The sequence below is a fragment of the Acidovorax sp. Root217 genome (assembly GCF_001428645.1).
Lineage (GTDB): Bacteria > Pseudomonadota > Gammaproteobacteria > Burkholderiales > Burkholderiaceae_C > Acidovorax.
In genome coordinates this window covers 537,243-556,645 of sequence record NZ_LMIH01000012.1, presented here as the reverse complement: position 1 = coordinate 556,645, position 19,403 = coordinate 537,243, and the positions used below count along the sequence as shown (strand labels likewise).

Below are 19,403 nucleotides of genomic sequence, written 5' to 3'. Positions count from 1 at the left end.
GTTCCATGAGCATCCAGGACGTGGCCCGCCAGGCGGGCGTGTCGGTCGCCACCGTGTCGCGGGTCTTCAACCTGCCGGACAAGGTGACGCCGGCCACGCGCGGGCATGTGCAGCAGGTCGCCCAGGCCTTGGGCTACCTGCCCAACGCCAGCGCGCGCACCTTGCGCACCCAGCGCAGCCGCGTCATCGGCGTGGTGCTGCCCACCCTGCTCAACCCGGTGTTTGCTGAATGCCTGCAGGGCCTCGCCCAGGCGGCCGTCGCGGCCGGCTACGCCATCCTGCCGTTTGCCACCGACTACCAGATCGCCCAGGAAGACCGTGCCGTGCACTTGCTCTTGGCCGGCAACGTGGACGGCATGGTCCTGGTGGTCTCCAACCCCGCCACTTCGAGCGCGCTGCAGCGCCTGGCCGAAGCCGGGCTGCCCTACGTGCTGGCCTATAACCGGCACCCGGACCATCCCTGCGTCTCTGTGGATGGCGAGCAGGCCGTGGCCGAACTGGTGGCCCATCTGGTCTCGCTCGGGCACCGGCGCATCACCATGGTCAGCGGCCAGCTCGCCGCATCGGACCGGGCGCAGCAGCGCAGCCGGGGCTTTCACAGCGGCATGGCCGCCGCCGGCCTGCCCGAGGGGCCGGTGCTCGAAGTGCCCTTTGTCGAGACCGCCGTGCAGGACGTCACGGCCCTGCTGCAGGCGCCGGGCCGCCCCACGGCCCTGGTGTGCTCCAACGACCTGCTGGCCATCCGCAGCATCCGCGCTGCCCACCTGGCCGGGCTGGCCGTGCCGCGCGACCTGAGCGTGGCGGGCTTCGACGGCATCGCCCTGGGCGAAGACCTCACGCCCATGCTGAGCACCGTCGCCCAGCCCAACGCCGACATCGGCCGCTGCAGCGTGCAGCTGCTGGTGCAGGCCATGGCCAGCGGCACGCCGCTGGCACCGGACGCCGGGCTCACGCTGGCCCACCACTTTCGCACCGGCGAATCCTGCGCGCACGCCTGACCCCTTTCACCCACGTTTCCCGCCACCTCTGATCACAGGAGTTCTCGATGACATTCCCGCTCACCCCCTTCATGCGCGCCGCGGCGCTCGCCCTCGGCCTGGCGGCCAGCGGCGCGGCCATGGCGCAAACGGCCATCTGCTACAACTGCCCGCCCGAATGGGCCGACTGGGGCAGCCAGATCAAGGCCATCAAGGCCAAGACCGGCATCACCGTGCCGCCGGACAACAAGAACTCCGGCCAGTCGCTGGCGCAGATGACGGCCGAGAAGGCCAGCCCCGTGGCCGACGTGACCTACCTGGGCGTGACCTTCGCGATCCAGGCGCACAAGCACGGCCTGGTCAGCGCCTACCAGCCGCCGGCGGCGTGGAAGGAGATTCCCGACGGCCTCAAGGACCCGGCCGGCCACTGGTTCACCATCCACTCGGGCACGCTCGGTTTCATGGTCAACGTGGATGCGCTCAAGGGCAAGCCCGTGCCGCAGTCGTGGGCCGACCTGCTCAAACCCGACTACAAGGGCCTCATCGGCTACCTGGACCCGGCCTCGGCCTTCGTGGGCTACGTGGGTGCGGTGGCGGCCAACCAGGCGCGCGGCGGCACGCTGGAGAATTTCGGCCCCGGCATCGACTACTTCAAGGCGCTGCAGAAGAACGAGCCCATCGTGCCCAAGCAGACCTCGTACGCGCGCGTGCTCTCGGGTGAAATCGCGATCCTGCTGGACTACGACTTCAACGCCTACCGCGCCAAGTACAAGGACCAGGCCAACGTGCAGTTCGTGATCCCTGCCGAAGGCACGCTGGTGGTGCCCTACGTGATGAGCCTGGTGGCCGGCGCGCCCCACGCCGCCGAAGGCAAGAAGGTGTTGGACTTCGTGCTCTCCGACGAAGGCCAGGCCCTGTGGGCCAATGCCTACCTGCGGCCGGTGCGCGCCAGCGCCATGCCCAAGGAGGTGCAGGCGCGCTTCCTGCCCGCCAGCGAATACGCCCGCGCCAAGACGGTGGACTATGGCCGCATGGCCGCAGTGCAGAAGGCGTTCTCGGACCGCTACCTCGCAGAAGTGAAGTGATCCTGATGCGCCACGGCTTCGCTCCCTCGCGCATGCTGCTGCTGGCCTGCGCCGCGCCGGCCGTGGCCTTCTTCGCGGCCTTCTGGCTGCTGCCCGTGGCCCTGCTGCTGGCGCTGCCGGCAGGCAAGGGCTGGGCCAGCTATTTCGCGGTGCTGACCAATGCCCGCTACCTGCAGAGCCTGCTGCAGACCCTGGGCCTGTCGCTTGCCGTCACGCTGGCCACGCTGGTGCTGGGTGCCCTGGTGGGCATCACGCTGGCACGCCAGCGCTTTCGCGGGCGGCAGCTGCTGCTGTCGCTGCTCACACTGCCACTGTCCTTCCCCGGAGTCATCGTGGGCTTCTTCATGATCCTGCTGGGCGGACGCCAGGGGCTGGTGGCCGACATCTCGGACCACCTGGGCATGGGCCGCACCACCTTCGCCTACGGGCTCACGGGCCTGTTCCTGGCTTACCTGTATTTCTCGCTGCCGCGTGCGATTGCCACCTATACCGCCGCGGCGGGCGCCATGGACGCAGCGCTGGAAGAGGCCGCCCGGTCGCTGGGTGCCTCGCGCTGGCATGTGGCGCGCGACGTGTGGCTGCCCGAACTGGCCGCCACCACGCTGGCCTGCGGTGCCATCGTCTTCGCCACCGCCATGGGCGCCTTCGGCACGGCCTTCACGCTGGCCAGCAAGTTCGAGGTGCTGCCCATCACCATCTACAACGAGTTCACCAACTACGCCAACTTCGCGCTGGCGGCCAGCCTGTCGATCACGCTGGGGCTCATCACCTGGCTGGTGCTCTGGGCCGCCCGCCGTGCGTCCGGCACCCCGGGCTTCTGAAGCATCGACCATGAGAAACGCACGACAAGCTCCCTGGTCCCTGGTGGCGCTCACGGCCTTGGTGGCCCTGTTCATGCTCGCCCCCATCGCCCTGTCGGTCATGGCCGGGCTGGTGAACAACTACAGCGCGGGCCTGAAAAGCGGTCTCACGCTGCGCTGGCTCTCCGAGGTGTGGGAGAACTATGGCGGCACCGTCGGTGCATCATTGCTGCTGGCGCTGCTGTGCGTGCTGGGCAACCTGCTCATCGGTGTGCCCTGCGCCTATGCGCTGGCGCGCAGCCGCTCGCGCTGGGCGCGGCTGTTCGAGGAACTGCTGACCCTGCCCGTGGCCGTGCCCGGGCTGGCCAGCGCGCTGGCGCTGATACTGGCCTACGGCACGCTCTCGGGCTTTCGCCAGAGCTTCGCCTTCATCCTGGTCGGGCACATGGTGTTCACGCTGCCCTTCATGGTGCGCACGGTGGGTTCGGCCTTCCAGAGGGACGAGCTGCGCTCGCTCGAAGAGGCCGCGCGCTCGCTGGGGGCCAGCTTCGCGCAGCGCTTTCTCGGGGTGCTGGTGCCTGCCGTGCTGCCGGCCATCGTGGCGGGCAGCCTGATGGTGTTCACGCTCTCGGTGGGCGAGTTCAACCTGACCTGGATGCTGCACACCCCGCTCACGCGCACCCTGCCCGTGGGCCTGGCCGACAGCTACGCCTCCATGCGCATCGAGATCGGCTCGGCCTACACCCTGGTCTTCCTGATCGTCATCCTGCCCGTGCTTTGGGGCCTGCAGGCCGTCGGCACCTTCATCGAGAAACACCATGGAACTTGAACGCACGCGCGTGGACGTGGTCCAGTGCGCCAAAACCTATGCCGACGGCACGCGCGGCCTGCAGCCCACCGACCTCACGGTGGAGCCCGGTGAAGTGCTGGCGCTGCTGGGCCCTTCGGGCTGCGGCAAGACCACGCTGCTGCGCCTGATCGCGGGACTGGAGTCGCCCGACGCGGGCAGCCGCATCGCCTTTGGCGGCACGGACGTGACGCAGCTGCCCATCGAGCGGCGCGGCATCGGCATGGTGTTCCAGCACTACGCCCTGTTCCCGCAGATGACGGTGGCTGCCAACATCGGCTACGGCCTGCGCATCCGCAGCACCGATGCGGCCGAAGAGCGCCGCGTGGTGGGCGAACTGGTGGACCTGGTGCGCCTGAATGGGCTGGAGAACAAGCGCCCCGCCGAGCTTTCGGGCGGCCAGCGCCAGCGCGTGGCCCTGGCACGCGCCGTGGCCGTGCGCCCGCGCGTGTTGCTGCTGGACGAACCGCTGACCGCACTGGACGCCAAGCTCAAGGAGTCGCTGCGCGACGAGCTGGCCGAGCTGCTGCGCCGCCTGCACATCACGGCCATCCACGTCACGCACGACCAGCAGGAGGCCCTGGTCATTGCCGACCGCCTGGCGGTGATGCAGGCCGGCCGCATCGTGCAGGTGGGCGACGGCGAAACGCTGTACCGCACGCCGGCCCACCCCTTCGTGGCCGCCTTCCTGGGCCGCGTGAACCGGCTGCAACGCGACGAGGCGGCCCGCCAGCGCCAGGTGCTGCCCCTGGGCGGGATCGAACTGCCCTGCCCCGCGGCCTGCGCCGCCGACACCGTGCTGCTGGTGCGCCCCGAGGACATCGAAGTTCAGTTGGACCACCCAGGAGAGGAAGCTTGGGGCCGCGCCGAGGTCACGCGCCGCAGCTTCCTGGGCGAGCGCGTGCAGCTCACCCTGGCGCTGAACGGCCAGCCCCCGATGCAGGCCGAGGTGCCCCGGGACCACCCGGCCCGCCAGGGCCAGCAGGTGGCCATCCGCATCCGCCCCGAGCACCTTATGCCCAGCCACGGGGCTTCCTGACCCCTGCCACGCACTTCCATGAACACCCTGCTGCTGCAACTGTCCGACCTGCACATCCGCGAGCCTGGGCGCCTGGCCTATGGCCGCATCAACACCGCGCCTTACCTCACACAAGCGGTACAGGCCATCCTGCGCCTGCCACAACGGCCCGACGCGCTGGTGATCACCGGCGACCTGACGGACTTCGGCCGGGCTGCGGAATACGAACACCTGCGCGCGCTGCTGGCACCGCTGGGTGCCATGCCGACCTACCTGCTGCCCGGCAACCACGACGAACGCGCCCAGTTGCGCCAGAGCTTTGCGGAGCACGGCTACCTGGGCACGGACGGGTTCGTGCAGTACTGCGTGCCGGTCGGCGACCTGACCCTGATCGCGCTGGACACCGTGGTGCCCGGCGCCAGCGAGGGCAGCCTGTGCCGCGAACGGCTGGCCTGGCTGGCCGACGCGCTCGATGCACAGCGCCACCGCCCCGTGGTGATCGCCATGCACCACCCGCCTTTCCAGACGCTGATCGGCCACATGGACGCCATCGGGCTGCTGAGCGGTGCGGCAGAACTCGAAGCCCTGGTGGCGCGCCACCCGAACGTGGAGCGCATCGTCTGCGGCCACCTGCACCGCAGCATCCAGGTGCGCTTTGGCGGCTCCATCGCCATGACCGTGCCCTCGCCGGCCCACCAGGTCTGCCTGGACCTGGCGCCCGATGCGGCCTCGGCCTGGACGCTGGAGCCCCCCGGCTTCGGCCTGCATGCGCTACCCCAGGGAGGGCGCCTGGTGAGCCATACCGTGGCCAGCGGGCTGTACGAAGGGCCCTACCCCTTCCACGACGGTGGGCAGCTGATTGACTGATGCCGCCCGGCACCGGGGGGCACCGCACCCTTTTGCCAGCCCGGCCGGAGCAACACACCTTGCCGTGTCATGGACATGGTTCCTGTGCTATGGATTCAGGAGTATGCTAGAGCGTCCGTAATGTGACAGTTTTGTGACTAAAGCGGGCGCTTCCCTGGTTTGCGGTCTGCCGCTTTTGCTGCCGTGCCGGCCTTTCGGCCTCGCAAACCTTTCCCGCGCCCGTTTCCGGGCCACACCAGCCTGCCCCCCAAGCAGCCGCAGCGGGCATGGCACGTGCTTCACAGTGCAGGTCAAAAATAAGAAAAGTTAGCGTTTACTCATGAAGCATCTCCTGAATCTCTTGGCCGCCGTTGCGCTGCTGATCTGGGGCACGCACCTGGTGCGCACCGGCATCCTGCGCGTGTTCGGCGCCAACCTGCGCCAGCTGATCGCCCACAGCGTCAGCACGCGCATTACCGCCGTGCTGTCGGGCATCGGGGTCACGGCGCTGGTGCAGTCGAGCACGGCCACCGCGCTCATCGTGTCCTCCTTCGTGGGCCAGGGGCTGGTCACCCTGCCCGCCGCCCTGGCCGTGATGCTCGGGGCCGACGTGGGCACCAGCGTGATGGCCGTGGTCTTCGCGATGGACCTGTCGTGGCTGTCGCCGCTGTTCATCTTCGTCGGGGTGGTGCTGTTCATCACCCGCAAGGACACGGCCGCAGGCCGCGTGGGCCGCGTGCTGATCGGCCTGGGCCTGATGCTGCTGGCGCTGCGCCTGATCACCGAATCCACCACCGTGCTGACCCAGTCGCCCACGGTGCGCACCTTGCTGGGCGCGCTCACCAGCGACCTGCTGCTGGAGATCTTCACGGGCGCCGTGCTGGCCGTGGTGGCCTACTCCAGCCTGGCCACCGTGCTGCTGACCGCCACCCTGGCCGGCTCCGGCGGTATCCCGGTGGACGTGGCGCTGGGCCTGGTGATCGGTGCCAACCTGGGCAGCGGCCTGCTGGCCGTGCTGACCACCATGAAGGCGAATGTGCAGACGCGCCAGGTGCCCCTGGGCAACCTGTTCTTCAAGATCATCGGCGTGGCCATCATGACGCCCCTCACCGGCCTGTGGCTGCAGCATGTGCGGCCGTACGTTCCCGACACGGCCACGCTGGTGGTGCTGTTCCATCTGGCCTTCAACGTGGTGGTGGGCATCATCTGCATCGGCCTGACCGGAACCGTGGCGCGTGCCGTGCAGCGGCTGCTGCCGCAGCCGGACGCACAGGCGTCCGCCGCCGGGGCGCGCCCCAAGCACCTGGACCCCTCGGCCCTGGCCACGCCGTCGCTGGCCATTTCGTGCGCAGCACGCGAGGCCTTGCACCAGGCCGACGTGGTCGAGTCCATGATGATCGGCCTGCACACCGTGATCCGCACCGACGACCTCAAGCTCGCGCAGGACCTGCGCAAGCTCGACGACGAGGTGGACGGCCTGTACTCGGCCATCAAGTACTACCTGACCAAGATCTCGCGCGAGGCCCTGGACGAACGCGAAGGCCGGCGCTGGGCCGACATCATCAGCTTCACCATCAACATGGAGCAGATCGGCGACATCATCGAGCGCGTGCTGATCGACATCGAGGACAAGAAGATCAAGAAGGGCCGCCACTTCTCCGAGGCCGGGATGGAGGAGATCAACGAGCTGCACGCCCGCCTGCTGGACAACCTGCGCCTGGCAATGAGCGTCTTCCTCAACGGCAACGTGCGCGATGCGCAGAAGCTGCTGGAAGAGAAGGCGCGCTTTCGCGACCTGGAGCGTGCCTACTCGGCCACCCACCTGGTGCGCCTGTCGGACAACACGGTGCAGAGCATCGAGACCAGCTCGCTGCACATCGACCTGATCAGCGAGCTCAAGCGCATCAACTCGCTGCTGTGCTCGGTGGCCTACCCGATCCTGGAATCGGCCGGGGCGCTGGCACCGAGTCGGCTGCGCGCGGCGACCACGACCGACTGAGGCACGGCGGCGATCGCCGTCAGGCGCTGGAATCCAGGAAGCCGCCGATGACCAGCCCGGCCTCCTGGGTGAAGCCACCCTGGGCCACACGTTGCCGTACTTCGCCGAGGTCCAGCAACTCGAAGCGCTCCACCTCGCCATCCTGGTTGGCAGGCTCCATGCCCTCGGGCACCGTGGCCCGGAACCAGTCGATGCGCTCGACCATGTAGCCGATGCCGCCGCCCTCGCGGCTGGGGCGGCCAAAGAGCACATGGCCACCGTGGGCGACCTGTGCCAGGTCCGACACATGCAGCCCCGCCTCTTCCCAGGTCTCTCGGGCCAAGGCTTCGTCCAGCGTATCGGCGGCCGAGACCATGCCCCCCATCAGCGTGTCCCACATGCCCGGGTTGTTGGGCTTGGTGCGCGAGCGCAGCTGCACCCACATGCGCCCGTCGGGCGCCAGGCCCACCAGGTGCACGGCCCGCGTGGCGATGCCCAGCACGCGCACGGCGCCCCGCTCCACGGTGGCGATCACCTCGCCCTGGGCGTTGGGCACGGCCAACTGCTCATTGCGCCACGGGCCGCAAAGGCTCCGGGCGCGCAGCGCGGCGGCGATGGCATTGAGGCCTGCGGTGGCCTGGCCCGCTGGTACGTCGAGGTGCCAGCCGCCCGCCTCCCTGTGCAGGCGATGGCCGCCCTCCAGCGCGGGGGCGACCGTGTCCAGCACGCCTTCGGCCACCGAGCCCACGACCTGCCCTGCCACGAGCAGCGGCAACCGGGCCTGCGCCGGAGGTTGCTGCGCGGCCACCAGGGCCGCCGCCAGCCAACCGGCAAAGGTCTGCGCGGGCGTGCTCACAGCGTGAGGATGGTGCAGCCGGTGGTCTTGCGGCCTTCGAGGTCGCGGTGTGCCTGCTGCACCTCGGCCAGCGGGTAGCGCTGGTCGATGTGGATCTTCACCTGGCCGCTGGCCACCACGGCGAACAGGTCGTCGGCCATGGCCTGCGTGCTTTCGCGCGTGGCGATGTGGGTGAACAGGGTCTGGCGCGTGACGTACAGCGAGCCCTTGGCACCGAGCGAGCCCGGTGCGAATGGCGGCACGGGGCCCGAGGCATTGCCGAAGCTGGCCATCAGGCCGAAGGGGCGCAAGCATTCGAGCGACTTGTCCCAGGTGTCCTTTCCCACCGAGTCGTACACCACCTTCACGCCCTGGCCGCCGGTGATCTCCTTGACGCGCGCCGCAAAGTCTTCGGTGTTGTAGTTGATGGCGTGGGCCGCACCATTGGCCAGCGCCAGCTGGCACTTGGCATCGGTGCCGGCCGTGCCGATGAGCTGCAGGCCCAGGGCCTTGGCCCACTGGCTGGCGATCAGGCCCACACCGCCGGCGGCGGCGTGGAAGAGTACGTGGTCGCCGGCCTGCAGGCCCTGCACGGGCAGCGTCTTCTTGAGCAGGTACTGCGCCGTGAGGCCCTTGAGCATCATGGCCGCGCCGGTCTCGAAGCTGATGGCATCGGGCAGCTTGCAGACGCACTTGGCAGGCAGCACGCGCAGTTCGCAGTAGCTGCCGGGCGGCTGGCTGGCATAGGCGGCGCGGTCGCCCACCTTGAGGTGCGTCACGCCCTCACCCACGGCTTCGACCACGCCAGCGGCCTCCATGCCGATGGTGGCGGGCATGCCCAACTGGTACAGGCCCGTGCGGTGGTACACGTCGATGAAGTTCAGGCCGATGGCATGGTGGCGGATGCGGATCTCGCCCGGGCCGGGCTCGCCCACAGTGACATCGACGAGGTGGAGTTCTTCGGGACCGCCATGCTGGCGGATCTGGACGGCGAGGCTCATGGGATCGGTCTCCTGTAACGGGTGGGACAAACGGCGGCCATCCTGCCATGAATCCGCAAGTCTTGCCCGCCGCGGGCAGATACAGTCACGGCATGACGCAAAGACTCTCGCCCGGCACTGCAGCGCTGTTGGTGGTACCGCCACTGCTCTGGGCCGGCAATGCCGTGGTCGGCCGGCTGGTGCACGACCTCATTCCGCCCCTCACCCTGAACTTCATCCGCTGGGTGCTGGCCTTTTTCATCCTGCTGCCCCTGGCGCACGGCGTGCTGCGCCGGGACAGCCCGCTGTGGCCGCACTGGCGCCGCTATGCATTGCTGGGCCTGCTCGGCGTGGGCTTGTACAACGCGCTGCAGTACATGGCACTGCAGACTTCCACCCCCATCAACGCCACCCTGGTAGGGTCGAGCATGCCGGTCTGGATGCTGGCCGTGGGCGCGCTGTTCTTCGGCGCGCCAGTCACGCGCCGCCAGGTGGCAGGGGCCTTTCTGTCCATGTGCGGGGTGCTGCTGGTGCTCAGCCGTGGCGAGTGGGGCCAGTTGCTGGCCCTGCGCCTGGTGCTGGGCGACCTGTTCATGGTGCTGGCCACCATCTCCTGGGCGTTCTACAGCTGGATGCTCTCGGGCACGCGCGAGCCGGCCGCCATCCGCGGCGACTGGGCGGCCTTCCTGATGGCGCAGATGGTCTTCGGCCTGGCCTGGTCGGGCTCGTTCGCGGGGCTCGAGTGGGCCAGCGGGCGCACGCACATCGAATGGGGCTGGCCCCTGATCGCCGCGCTGGCCTTCATCGCCGTGGGGCCGGCCGTGCTGGCCTACCGTTTCTGGGGCGTGGGGGTGCAGCGGGCCGGGCCGGCGATGGCCAGCTTCTTCGTGAACCTCACGCCGCTGTTCGCGGCCCTGCTGTCGGCGGCCTTCCTGGGCGACACGCCGCAGCTGTTCCACGGCGTGGCCTTCGCGCTGATCGTCGGCGGGATCGTCGTCTCCTCGCGGCGCTGAAGACCGGTCCGGCCCCCAGAGGTCAGGCAGTGAGCGCGGTGCTGCTGGCGCCCAGCAGGCTCTCCAGGTCGGCCACGGGCACGGGGCGGCCCATCAGGTAGCCCTGGAAGAACTGGCAGCCGTGCAGGGCCAGAAAATCCTTTTGCGCCTGGGTCTCGACGCCTTCGGCAATCACGTCAAGCTCGAGGTTGCGAGCCATGCCGATGATGGTCTGCACGATCACGTCGTCGGTGTGCTTGACGCCCAGGTTGCGCACGAAGGACTGGTCGATCTTGAGCTGGTCCAGCGGCAGGCGTGTGAGGTAGGCCAGCGAGGAGTAGCCGGTGCCGAAATCGTCCACCGAGAAGCGCACGCCCTTGGTCTTGAGCAGGCCCATCTTGGCGATGGTGTCGTCCACGTTGTCGAGCACCAGGGACTCGGTGAGTTCCAGCTTGAGCAGGTGCGGGCGGGCCCCGGTCTCGCGCAGCACCTCGACCACCCGGGCCACGAAATCGCGCTGGCGAAACTGCCGCGCACTGACGTTGACCGACAGTTGCACGTGGCGGTAGCGCGCGTCGCCCTGCCAGGCGGCCAGCTGCTCGCAGGCCGTGCGCAGCACCCAGTGGCCCATGGGCACGATGAGCTCGCTCTCCTCGGCCACGCCGATGAAGTGGCCCGGCCCGATCAGGCCGCGCTCGGGGTGGCGCCAGCGGATCAGCGCCTCGGCCCCGACGATGCGGCCATCCAGGTGGAACTGGGGCTGGTAGTGCAGCACGAACTGGCGGCCAGTCAGCGCCGCCTGCAGGTCGCTCTCGAGCTGCGCACGCTGGCTGATCGCGATCTGCATCTGCGGGTCGAAGAAGCACAGCGCATTGCGGCCCTGGGACTTGACCTGGTACATGGCGATGTCGGCCTGCTTGAGCAGGTCCACCGAAGGCTGCATGGCGCCCCCCATCAGCGTGGCGCCGATGCTGGGGGTGCTGTGGTAGGTGTGGGTGCCCAGCGTGTAGGGCTGGTTGAGCTTGCGCAGGATCTTCTGGCCCACCCGGCGCGCATAGGCGGCGGCCTCGCTGCTGTGCTCCGAGAGGTCGCTGAGCATCACCACGAATTCGTCCCCGCCCAGGCGGGCCACCGTGTCTTCGCGCCGCACACAGGCCTTCAGGCGCTGCGCCACCTGGCGCAGCAGCATGTCCCCCACCTCATGGCCCAGGGTGTCGTTGAGGGTCTTGAAGTGGTCCAGGTCCAGGAACAGCAGGGCGCCATGCTGGCCGCTGCGCACGCTGGCGGCCGTGGCCTGCTGCATGCGGTCCATCAGCAAGCGCCGGTTGGGCAGGTTGGTCAGGGGGTCGAAAAAGGCCAGGCTCTCGATCTCGGCACTGGCCTGGCGCAATTCGGTCACGTCGTGGTAGGTGATGACCAGCCCCGACTCCGGCGTCACCCGCTCGGTGATCTGGATCACGCGGCCATCGGGCAGCGATTGCTCGTGCGGCCCCTGCGGCTGCAATTGCAGCGCCAGGCGGTGCTCTATCCACAGCGCACGCTCCGAATCGGAGGCGTGCGGCAGGTGGTGCCGGGCCTTTTCTTCCAATACCTTGCGGAACGGCACCTGCGGCGCCAGCATGGGCTGGAGCCAGGGAAAGATCTCCTCGAAACGCCGGTTCCATTGCACCACGCGCTGCGCGCCATCGAGCAGCACAAAGCCGCTGACCATGGATTCCAGGGCCTGGTCCAACGTGGCCTTGCTCTGGGCAATGGCCAGGCGTGCCTGCGTCATGCGGTCGATGTAGCGCAGGGCGAACCCGCCTGCCGCCAGGATCATGGCCAGAAACGCGAACGCCGTGAAGGCCACGGCATTGCGCTCGGTGCGCCAGGAGGCCAGGGCATCGCTCTGCGGAATGCTGGCCGAGATGCGCAGGTCCTGGTACAGGATGGGCCGGTACACCACCAGCGCGACCTCGCCGCTCAGGCGCGCCGGCGCGCGCCATTGCGGGCCGCTCTCGTCCAGGGTATCGAGCGGCGGTGACAGGGTGTGGGTGACGACGTCCTCGCGGCTGGGCACGCTCAGCAGCATCTGCCCGCCCGCCCGCTCCATCGTGACCTGCAGGCCGCTGATGTCCACGCCCTGCACCAGCACCGAACTGAGCGAGGCCACGGGCAACTCGGCCAGCGCCACCACGCGCGAGCTGTCGGCCATCTTCAGGTGGCGCGCAAAATACAGCACCCGCTCGGCGCTGGCAAAGCTCACCACCGGCTGGCTGACCATCAGGGTGGAGACCGACTGGCGCAGCACCTCGTCCAGAAAGCCGGACGGCAGGTCCAGCGCGAGCCGGCTGCCGGCCGCGTCGGAAGACGCGATCACCTTGCCCTGGGCATCCACCAGCGCCACGTAGCGCACCATGAGGTTCTGGCGGGCCGAGCTGCGCAGGCGCTGGCTGGCGCTGTCGGAGTCGATCCAGTCCACCATGGCGGCCGACAGCCCCAGCAGTTCGTCCATGCTGGCCAGCAGCACGTCCACGGAGAGCAGCGAACGGTTGAGCGCCGCCTCGGCCCCGGCCACGAAGCGCGTGGCCTGCGTGGCGCTGTCGGCCAGCGCCACCTGGCGTGCATTCCAGACCAGCGCGGCCGCCACCAGGGCCACCGACGCGAGGAAGAAGGCCACCGCCCCCGAGACGTAGATCTTGATGCGTGCGGGCGAGGATGGGTTCATTTGCCAGGCGCCGCGGCCAGGCCGCGCACGGGCCCGATGGTTCGGTTCCAGATATCGGCGCAGCGCGGGCCGCAGCGCTGCACCCAGCGCGGCAGCACCGTGGAGGCCAGGATCTCGCGGCGGCTCTTCTCGTCCTGCTCCGACACGGGCACGATGACCATGCTGCCCTTGCGCCCGCCGCTGCAGCTGGCCGCTCCGCGGTTGCAGGCCATGCCGTCTGCCGTCTCGCGCTCGGCCTCCTCCCAGATCGCGGCCTCCAGGCGGGGCAGCTCGCGGCGCAGCAGTGCCCGCAACTCGGGCGGCAAGGCCTCCCAGGCGGCCTGGTTGGCGGCAAACACCGCCAGGCCCCAGTTCACCGGCAATGCGTGCAGGTGCGAGGTCATGGTGTGCAGGCCCAGGGTGTTGCCCGACATGGTGCCGGTGATGGCGCACTCGGTGTTGCCAGCTGACAGGCTGGTCACGATCTGCGCAAAGCCCGTGAGCACAGGAATGCCGCCCAGCGCCCCGACGAAATCGGCCTGGCTGGACGAGGACACACGGATGCGCCGGCCCGACAGGTCGGCCAGGTTGCGCAGGGGCTTCTTGCAGAAGACCACCTGGGCCGGGTAGACATAGATGGCCAGGGCCTCGACCCCGTGCTGGTCACGCATGGCCTTTTCCAGATAGGGACGAAACGCGGTCACGGTGCTCTTGAGCGTGGCAATGTCGGGGTTGAGCCCCGCGAGGTCGGGCGCCGTGTACTCCGGGTACTGGGCCGAGAAGGAACTCATCAGCGTGGTGCCAAAGGGCACCACCCCGAGCTGCAGCAGGCGCAGCATCTCCCCGCCGGGCACGCCAGCGCGGTCGAAAGGCACGATCTCGGCCTCGAACTTGCCGCCGCTCAGGCGCGCCAGCTCCTTGCTCCAGAAAGGCTCTTCCTGCCGTGTGTACTGGTTGATGCTGGCCAGGCCACCCACGATGCGCAGCTTGTAGGGCGCAGGGGTCTTGGCGGCCGGTGCGGCCCCGCCCGCCTGGGCCCAGGCAGCGCCGCTGCCACACGCCCACACGCTGGCCCCCAGCAAGGCCAGTGCGGCGAATCGGCTTGTCAGGACACGGGACAGGTTCATGGCGTTGGTATCTCCGGCCTTATTTTTCGTCCTAATTTCCCAAAGTATGGAAAAAATGTGCGCAAAACACAACGGACCACGGTAGGGCCATCAGTCCATTGTGCCTTTGCAAACCCCACTGGATACCGGGAAAACACGCGGGAATGCGCCCCTTGCAACACACAGGGCGTGCCTCCCTCCACACCCCTTGATGGGTATCAAGGGGCTGCAGGGCCCTGCCCGGGTGCTCCCTGCTGGCATGGCCCAGGCATCCAGGCCGGACAGCAGCCCCTCAGAACGTGCCCTGGTACGCGCCCCCATCCGCCAGCACATTCTGGCCCGTCATGTATCCGGCCTGCACGCTGCACAGGAAGGCACAGATGGCGCCGAATTCTTCGGCCGTGCCATAGCGCCCGGCCGGGATCTGGGCTTGCTGCGATTTGCGAAATTCTTCCACGCTGGTGCCGGACTTGGCAGCGGCGGTGCCGATGGTGGTGGCCAGCCGGTCGGTATCGAACTTGCCCGGCAAGAGGTTGTTGATGGTCACCCCACCCGCAGCCAGCTTGCTGCGCGCCACGCCGGCCACGAAGCCCGTGAGCCCGCTGCGCGCGCCATTGGACAGGCCCAGGATGTCGATGGGCGCCTTCACGGCGCTGGAGGTGATGTTGACGATGCGGCCAAAGCCGCGCTCTGCCATGCCATCCACCGTGGCCTTGATGAGCTCGATGGGGGTGAGCATGTTCGCGTCCACGGCCTTGATCCAGGCATCGCGGTCCCAGTTGCGGAAATCGCCCGGGGGCGGCCCGCCCGCGTTCGTGACCACGATGTCGAAGCCCTGCCCCGGGCCACCGGCGGCCGAGAACACGGCGGCCCGACCCTCGGGCGTGGTGATGTCAGCGGCCACCGCCAGGACCTGCACCTTGCCGGCCGCGCCCTGCGCCTGCAGGCGGGACACCGCCTGGGCCAGCACATCGGCATTGCGGGCATTGATGACGACATGAACCCCCTCGTTCACCAGCGCCTGGGCACAGCCGAAGCCCAGGCCCTTGCTCGCACCACACACCAACGCCCACTTGCCTGCAATACCCAGATCCATGTCCAACTCCGTGATTCATGAGGAGGTGCACACCGCACCCCCGCTCGCCAAATCATAAGTGGACTTGGACGGCCCTGCCCACAACGGGGCACTGCCCCGGCCCTCAGGCGGGCTGGCGGGCCGGGCGGGTGAAGACGAAGATGCCCGCAACCACCAGCGCCGTGCCGCACGCCACCCACACGGTGAAGGGCTCCCCCAGGATCCAGATGCCCATGAGGATGGTGGACAGGGGCCCCACCATGCCGATCTGCGCGGCCGTGCCGGCACCGATGCGCTCGATGGCCATCATCACCATGAGCACCGGCACCGCCGTGCACAGCGTGGCATTGAGCACCGATAGCCAGATCACCTCGGGCGCCACGATGGCCGCCGAGAACGGCCGCAGCACCACGAACTGCAGCAGGCAGCACAGGCAGGCCACGGTGGTCGCCAGGCCCACGAGCCTGAGCGAGCCGATGCGCCGGACCATCTCGCCGCTGTACACCAGGTAGACGGCATAGCTCACCGCGCTCAGGAACACCAGCAGCGCGCCCAGCGCGGCGTTGCTGCCCTGCAGATTGGCCTCGTGGCCGAAGACCAGCACCACGCCGCAGTAGCTCACCAGCATGCCCAGGGCCTGGCCCCAGCGGATGCCCCGGCGGTACAGCACCCAGCCGAGCATCATCACCAGGGTGGGGTTGAGGTACAGAATCAGGCGCTCCAGACTGGCACTGATGTAGGCCAGCCCGGCAAAGTCCAGGAAACTGGCCAGGTAGTAGCCCGTGATGCCCAGGCCCGCAATGCCCAGCCAGTCCTTGCGCGACAGCGGCGGCTTGCCCCGGCTGGCCCACCAGCCCATGGCGGCAAAGATGGGCAGCGCGAACAGCATGCGGTACATGATGAGCGTGACCGCATCCACCCCGTGGCGGTAGGCCAGCTTGACGATGATGGCCTTGCCGCTGAAGGCAATCGAACCGAACAGCGCCAGCAGCAGGCCTGATGCGATGGGTTTGCTGGCGGCTTTGGCGTGCGCAGCGGGCTGCGGTGGCTGGGGCGGTGAGGGGTTCGACAAGAAAAGGTTCTCTCAGATCAGGGGCATGGCAGGCGCCGGTGGCCGCTCCTGCATCGTGTGCATGCCTATGAGTTTGGCATGGGAAGCTGGGCTTGTGCCATCGAACCTGCGCGCGGGCGGCCCCGCCATCGGCGATGGCCAGCGAGACCCTGCTCAGTGCCGGTTGCGGAACAAGCGGTGGTGCAGTCGCCGCAGCGACCACCACACCCCGAGCGCCACCAGTGGAATCGCCACGGCCGCCGTGGTCTCGGCCGACAGGGGCCAGCCCAGTTTCTGCGCGCCCTTGGCCAGGTAGCTCACCAGGCCCACGATGTAGTAGGTGATGGCCGCCACCGAGAGGCCCTCCACCGTGGACTGCATCTTGAGCTGCAGGTCCTGGCGGTGGTTCATGGTGGCCAGCAGCGCCTGGCTGCTTTGCTGCTGCTCGATCTCCACGCGCGTGCGCAGCAGGTTGCTCATGCGCGAGACGCGCTGCGACAGCGCATCCTGGCGCCGGGCCGCCCATTCGCAGGTGCTGCGGGCAGGGGTCAGGCGCCGGTCCATGAACTCGCGGATGGTCTGCATGCCCGCCAGGCGCGACTCGGCAATGTCCTGTATGCGCTTGTCCAGCAACTCGAAGTAGGCGCTGCTGGCGGAAAACCGCGAATGCGTGGCCGCGTACTGGCTTTCCACCTGTCCGGCCAGCCGCGTCAGGCGGTCCAGCAGCGCCGGCTCGGCATCGCGGTTGGCGGTGCGAATGGCATCGGCCAGCTCGGCCAGTTCGCGCTCGGCAAAGGCCAGTTCGCTGGCAGCCTCGCGCGCAGCGGGCAGGCCCAGCAGCGCGGCCATGCGGTAGGTCTCGATCTCCAGCAGGCGCTGCACCAGCCGGCCCAGGCGGCGCGGCGTCATGCCGCCGGCCAGCAGCACCATGCGCGAGAAGCCGTCCGCATGGATCGCAAAGTCGGTGTACACCTCGCCATGGCCATCGGCCACGGTGGAAGCCACCAGCGTGTCCTCGTGCAGCACATGCTTGACCAGCGAGCCCGAGCCGAAGGTGTGCGTGGGCAGCACCCAGAGGTTCAGGCTGCACAGGCACTGGCCGGGCAAGGCGGCAAGCCACTCCTGGGGCACGGCATCGGTGGCGCCCGCCGGATCACGCTCGCCGAAGGCGTCCACTTGCGCAGGCACCATGAAGGTCCAGGAGATGAACTCCGTGTGCAGCTCCCAGCGCATGCGAAAGGCCCCCAGGTCCATGCGCAGGTGCGTGGTCTGGGCATCGGGCAGCGCCATGTGGTGGTCGCGCAGGAGCGCGGCCACATGGGCCCGGCTGGCCTCGCGCCCGGCGGCATCCGCCAGCATCACGATGTGGGCAATCGCCAGCGGCGCCGCCATGGCCTCCGGCGGGCGGGCGTGGATCTCGTTGTGCAGCAGGGTCCGGTGCGGGTGCTGCAGGAAACCGGTGGTGGATGTGGGCATGCGAAGTTCTGGGAACGTTGCGCCATTGTGTACCGGGCTCCTGCAGGCCCTGCCCGGCAGGCTCGCCAAAAAACAACGGCGCCCGAAGGCGCCGTTGTGTCAACAGTCAGAGCAGGCCAAGGCTATCAGTCCTCGACGAAGGCCTCTTCGCGCTTGTTCTTCACCGCAGGCAGCAGCACGATCACCAGCAGCAGGGCGGCAGCCGCCAACAAGCCGGCCGACAGCGGACGCGTGACGAACACGCTCCAGTCGCCACGCGACAGCAGCAGCGCGCGGCGCAGGTTTTCTTCCATCATCGGGCCCAGGATGAAGCCCAGCAGCAAGGGCGCAGGCTCTGTACCCAGCTTGTGGAAGATGTAACCCACCAGGCCAAACGCGCCCACCATCCAGATGTCGAAGGTGTTGTTGTTCGTGGAGTACACGCCGACCGCGCAGAACAGCACGATGGAAGGGTACAGCCAGCGGTAAGGCACGGTGAGCAGCTTGATCCAGATGCCGATCAGCGGCAGGTTCAGGATGATCAGCATGGCGTTGCCGATCCACATCGAAGCGATCAGGCCCCAGAACAGTTCGGGGTTGCTCGTCATCACCTGGGGACCAGGCTGGATGTTGTGGATGGTCATGGCACCGACCATCAGCGCCATCACGGCGTTGGGAGGGATACCCAGCGTCAGCAGCGGGATGAACGAGGTCTGCGCACCGGCGTTGTTGGCCGCTTCGGGCGATGCCACGCCGCGGATGTTGCCTTGGCCGAACGGCACTTCGCCGGGCTTGAGCTTGGTCTTCTTTTCGATGGTGTAGGCAGCGAAAGCAGCCAGCAGGGCACCACCGCCGGGCAGGATACCGAGGGCAGAGCCCAGGGCCGTACCGCGCAGCACCGCAGGGATCATGCGCTTGAAGTCTTCCTTGGTGGGGAACAGGCCCTCGACCTTGGCCGTGAACACTTCGCGTTCGTCATCGGGACGCGAGAGGTTGGCAATGATTTCACCGTAGCCGAACACGCCCATGGCGATGGTCACGAAGCCGATACCGTCGGTCAGTTCAGGGATGTCGAAGCTGAAGCGGGCCACGCCCGAGTTCACGTCGGTACCCACCAGGCCCATCAGCAGGCCCAGCACGATCATGGCCACGGCCTTGAGCAGCGAACCCGAGGCCAGCACCACGGCACCGATCAGGCCCAGCACCATCAGCGAGAAGTATTCGGCAGGGCCGAACTTGAAGGCCACTTCGGTCAGCGGAGGAGCGAAGGCCGCCAGGATCAGCGTACCCACGCAACCGGCGAAGAACGAACCCAGGCCGGCCGCCGCAAGCGCCGGACCTGCCCGGCCCTTGCGCGCCATCTGGTAGCCGTCGATCACGGTCACCACCGAGGACGACTCGCCCGGCAGGTTGACCAAAATGGCGGTGGTGGAACCACCGTACTGTGCGCCGTAGTAGATACCGGCCAGCATGATCAGCGCCGCCACGGGGGGCAGAGCGTAGGTGGCGGGCAGCAGCATGGCGATGGTGGCCACGGGGCCGATGCCCGGCAGCACGCCGATCAGCGTGCCCAAGAGACAGCCGACAAAGCAATAGATCAGGTTCTGAAAGGTGAACGCGACGCTGAAGCCAAGCGACAGGTTGTCAAACAATTCCATGGTGTGGGTGCTCC

General features: G+C 68.4%; 16 protein-coding genes. 8 read left to right on the top strand and 8 right to left on the bottom strand.

From position 1 onward, the window contains the following. The first annotated feature begins 5 nt into the window (after positions 1–5). From ASE31_RS12665 to ASE31_RS12635, 7 genes are all read left to right on the top strand, one after another. On the top strand, positions 6–998 hold the full coding sequence (locus ASE31_RS12665) for a LacI family DNA-binding transcriptional regulator (RefSeq protein WP_057201971.1): 993 nt from the start codon (positions 6–8) through the stop codon (positions 996–998). Between the two features lie 47 nt (positions 999–1,045). Beyond that, positions 1,046–2,062, top strand: coding sequence for an ABC transporter substrate-binding protein (locus ASE31_RS12660; RefSeq protein ID WP_057201970.1), 1,017 nt, complete (start codon positions 1,046–1,048; stop codon positions 2,060–2,062). A 5-nt stretch (positions 2,063–2,067) separates the two neighbouring features. Next, positions 2,068–2,883, top strand: coding sequence for an ABC transporter permease (locus ASE31_RS12655; RefSeq protein WP_057202536.1), 816 nt, complete (start codon positions 2,068–2,070; stop codon positions 2,881–2,883). 10 nt (positions 2,884–2,893) lie between these two features. Beyond that, the gene (locus tag ASE31_RS12650) at positions 2,894–3,691 is read left to right on the top strand and encodes an ABC transporter permease (RefSeq protein WP_057201969.1); all 798 of its coding nucleotides are present in this window, start codon (positions 2,894–2,896) and stop codon (positions 3,689–3,691) included. Further along, complete coding sequence (locus tag ASE31_RS12645) at positions 3,681–4,748, top strand: ABC transporter ATP-binding protein (protein ID WP_057201968.1); 1,068 nt, start codon at positions 3,681–3,683, stop codon at positions 4,746–4,748. The genes ASE31_RS12650 and ASE31_RS12645 overlap by 11 nt, the downstream gene beginning before the upstream one ends. Before the next feature lie 18 nt (positions 4,749–4,766). After that, positions 4,767–5,594 carry a phosphodiesterase gene (locus ASE31_RS12640; protein WP_057201967.1) on the top strand — a complete coding sequence of 276 codons (828 nt, stop codon included), beginning with the start codon at positions 4,767–4,769 and terminating at the stop codon, positions 5,592–5,594. A 319-nt stretch (positions 5,595–5,913) separates the two neighbouring features. Then, entirely contained in the window at positions 5,914–7,572 is a 1,659-nt protein-coding gene (locus tag ASE31_RS12635; protein ID WP_057201966.1) for a Na/Pi cotransporter family protein, read from the top strand. A 19-nt stretch (positions 7,573–7,591) separates the two neighbouring features. Here ASE31_RS12635 and ASE31_RS12630 read toward each other — a convergent pair whose 3' ends face one another. Both ASE31_RS12630 and ASE31_RS12625 read right to left on the bottom strand, forming a co-directional pair. Next, entirely contained in the window at positions 7,592–8,407 is an 816-nt protein-coding gene (locus tag ASE31_RS12630) for an NUDIX domain-containing protein (RefSeq protein WP_057201965.1), read from the bottom strand. Then, a complete protein-coding gene (locus ASE31_RS12625) occupies positions 8,404–9,387 on the bottom strand; it encodes a quinone oxidoreductase (RefSeq protein WP_057201964.1) in 984 nt (327 codons plus the stop codon). Before ASE31_RS12625 ends, ASE31_RS12630 begins: the two co-directional genes overlap by 4 nt. A gap of 92 nt (positions 9,388–9,479) precedes the next feature. Here ASE31_RS12625 and ASE31_RS12620 point away from each other — a divergent pair, with 92 nt between their 5' ends. Beyond that, on the top strand, positions 9,480–10,379 hold the full coding sequence (locus ASE31_RS12620) for a DMT family transporter (protein WP_057201963.1): 900 nt from the start codon (positions 9,480–9,482) through the stop codon (positions 10,377–10,379). A 22-nt stretch (positions 10,380–10,401) separates the two neighbouring features. Here the strand turns inward: ASE31_RS12620 and ASE31_RS12615 are convergent, their stop codons facing one another. The 6 genes from ASE31_RS12615 to ASE31_RS12590 all read right to left on the bottom strand — a co-directional run bounded on the left by ASE31_RS12615 (position 10,402) and on the right by ASE31_RS12590 (position 19,389). Beyond that, entirely contained in the window at positions 10,402–13,065 is a 2,664-nt protein-coding gene (locus tag ASE31_RS12615) for an EAL domain-containing protein (RefSeq protein WP_057201962.1), read from the bottom strand. Beyond that, entirely contained in the window at positions 13,062–14,171 is a 1,110-nt protein-coding gene (locus tag ASE31_RS12610; protein WP_057201961.1) for a TRAP transporter substrate-binding protein, read from the bottom strand. The genes ASE31_RS12615 and ASE31_RS12610 overlap by 4 nt, the downstream gene beginning before the upstream one ends. 271 nt (positions 14,172–14,442) lie before the next feature. After that, positions 14,443–15,246 carry an SDR family oxidoreductase gene (locus ASE31_RS12605; RefSeq protein WP_057201960.1) on the bottom strand — a complete coding sequence of 268 codons (804 nt, stop codon included), beginning with the start codon at positions 15,244–15,246 and terminating at the stop codon, positions 14,443–14,445. A 103-nt stretch (positions 15,247–15,349) separates the two neighbouring features. Then, entirely contained in the window at positions 15,350–16,297 is a 948-nt protein-coding gene (locus ASE31_RS12600) for a DMT family transporter (RefSeq protein WP_057201959.1), read from the bottom strand. Positions 16,298–16,450: 153 nt separating this feature from the next. After that, entirely contained in the window at positions 16,451–17,752 is a 1,302-nt protein-coding gene (locus ASE31_RS12595; RefSeq protein WP_057201958.1) for a DUF3422 family protein, read from the bottom strand. 125 nt (positions 17,753–17,877) lie between these two features. Continuing rightward, positions 17,878–19,389, bottom strand: a complete 1,512-nt coding sequence (locus ASE31_RS12590; protein ID WP_057201957.1) for a tripartite tricarboxylate transporter permease — start codon at positions 19,387–19,389, stop codon at positions 17,878–17,880. Positions 19,390–19,403: the final 14 nt, after the last annotated feature.

Coding starts and splice junctions, on each gene's coding strand:
- ASE31_RS12665 (WP_057201971.1), top strand. CDS start 6: ATGAGCATCCAGGACGTGGCCCGCCAGGCGGGCGTGTCGGTCGCCACC.
- ASE31_RS12660 (WP_057201970.1), top strand. CDS start 1,046: ATGACATTCCCGCTCACCCCCTTCATGCGCGCCGCGGCGCTCGCCCTC.
- ASE31_RS12655 (WP_057202536.1), top strand. CDS start 2,068: ATGCGCCACGGCTTCGCTCCCTCGCGCATGCTGCTGCTGGCCTGCGCC.
- ASE31_RS12650 (WP_057201969.1), top strand. CDS start 2,894: ATGAGAAACGCACGACAAGCTCCCTGGTCCCTGGTGGCGCTCACGGCC.
- ASE31_RS12645 (WP_057201968.1), top strand. CDS start 3,681: ATGGAACTTGAACGCACGCGCGTGGACGTGGTCCAGTGCGCCAAAACC.
- ASE31_RS12640 (WP_057201967.1), top strand. CDS start 4,767: ATGAACACCCTGCTGCTGCAACTGTCCGACCTGCACATCCGCGAGCCT.
- ASE31_RS12635 (WP_057201966.1), top strand. CDS start 5,914: ATGAAGCATCTCCTGAATCTCTTGGCCGCCGTTGCGCTGCTGATCTGG.
- ASE31_RS12625 (WP_057201964.1), bottom strand. CDS start 9,387: ATGAGCCTCGCCGTCCAGATCCGCCAGCATGGCGGTCCCGAAGAACTC.
- ASE31_RS12620 (WP_057201963.1), top strand. CDS start 9,480: ATGACGCAAAGACTCTCGCCCGGCACTGCAGCGCTGTTGGTGGTACCG.
- ASE31_RS12615 (WP_057201962.1), bottom strand. CDS start 13,065: ATGAACCCATCCTCGCCCGCACGCATCAAGATCTACGTCTCGGGGGCG.
- ASE31_RS12610 (WP_057201961.1), bottom strand. CDS start 14,171: ATGAACCTGTCCCGTGTCCTGACAAGCCGATTCGCCGCACTGGCCTTG.
- ASE31_RS12605 (WP_057201960.1), bottom strand. CDS start 15,246: ATGGATCTGGGTATTGCAGGCAAGTGGGCGTTGGTGTGTGGTGCGAGC.
- ASE31_RS12595 (WP_057201958.1), bottom strand. CDS start 17,752: ATGCCCACATCCACCACCGGTTTCCTGCAGCACCCGCACCGGACCCTG.
- ASE31_RS12590 (WP_057201957.1), bottom strand. CDS start 19,389: ATGGAATTGTTTGACAACCTGTCGCTTGGCTTCAGCGTCGCGTTCACC.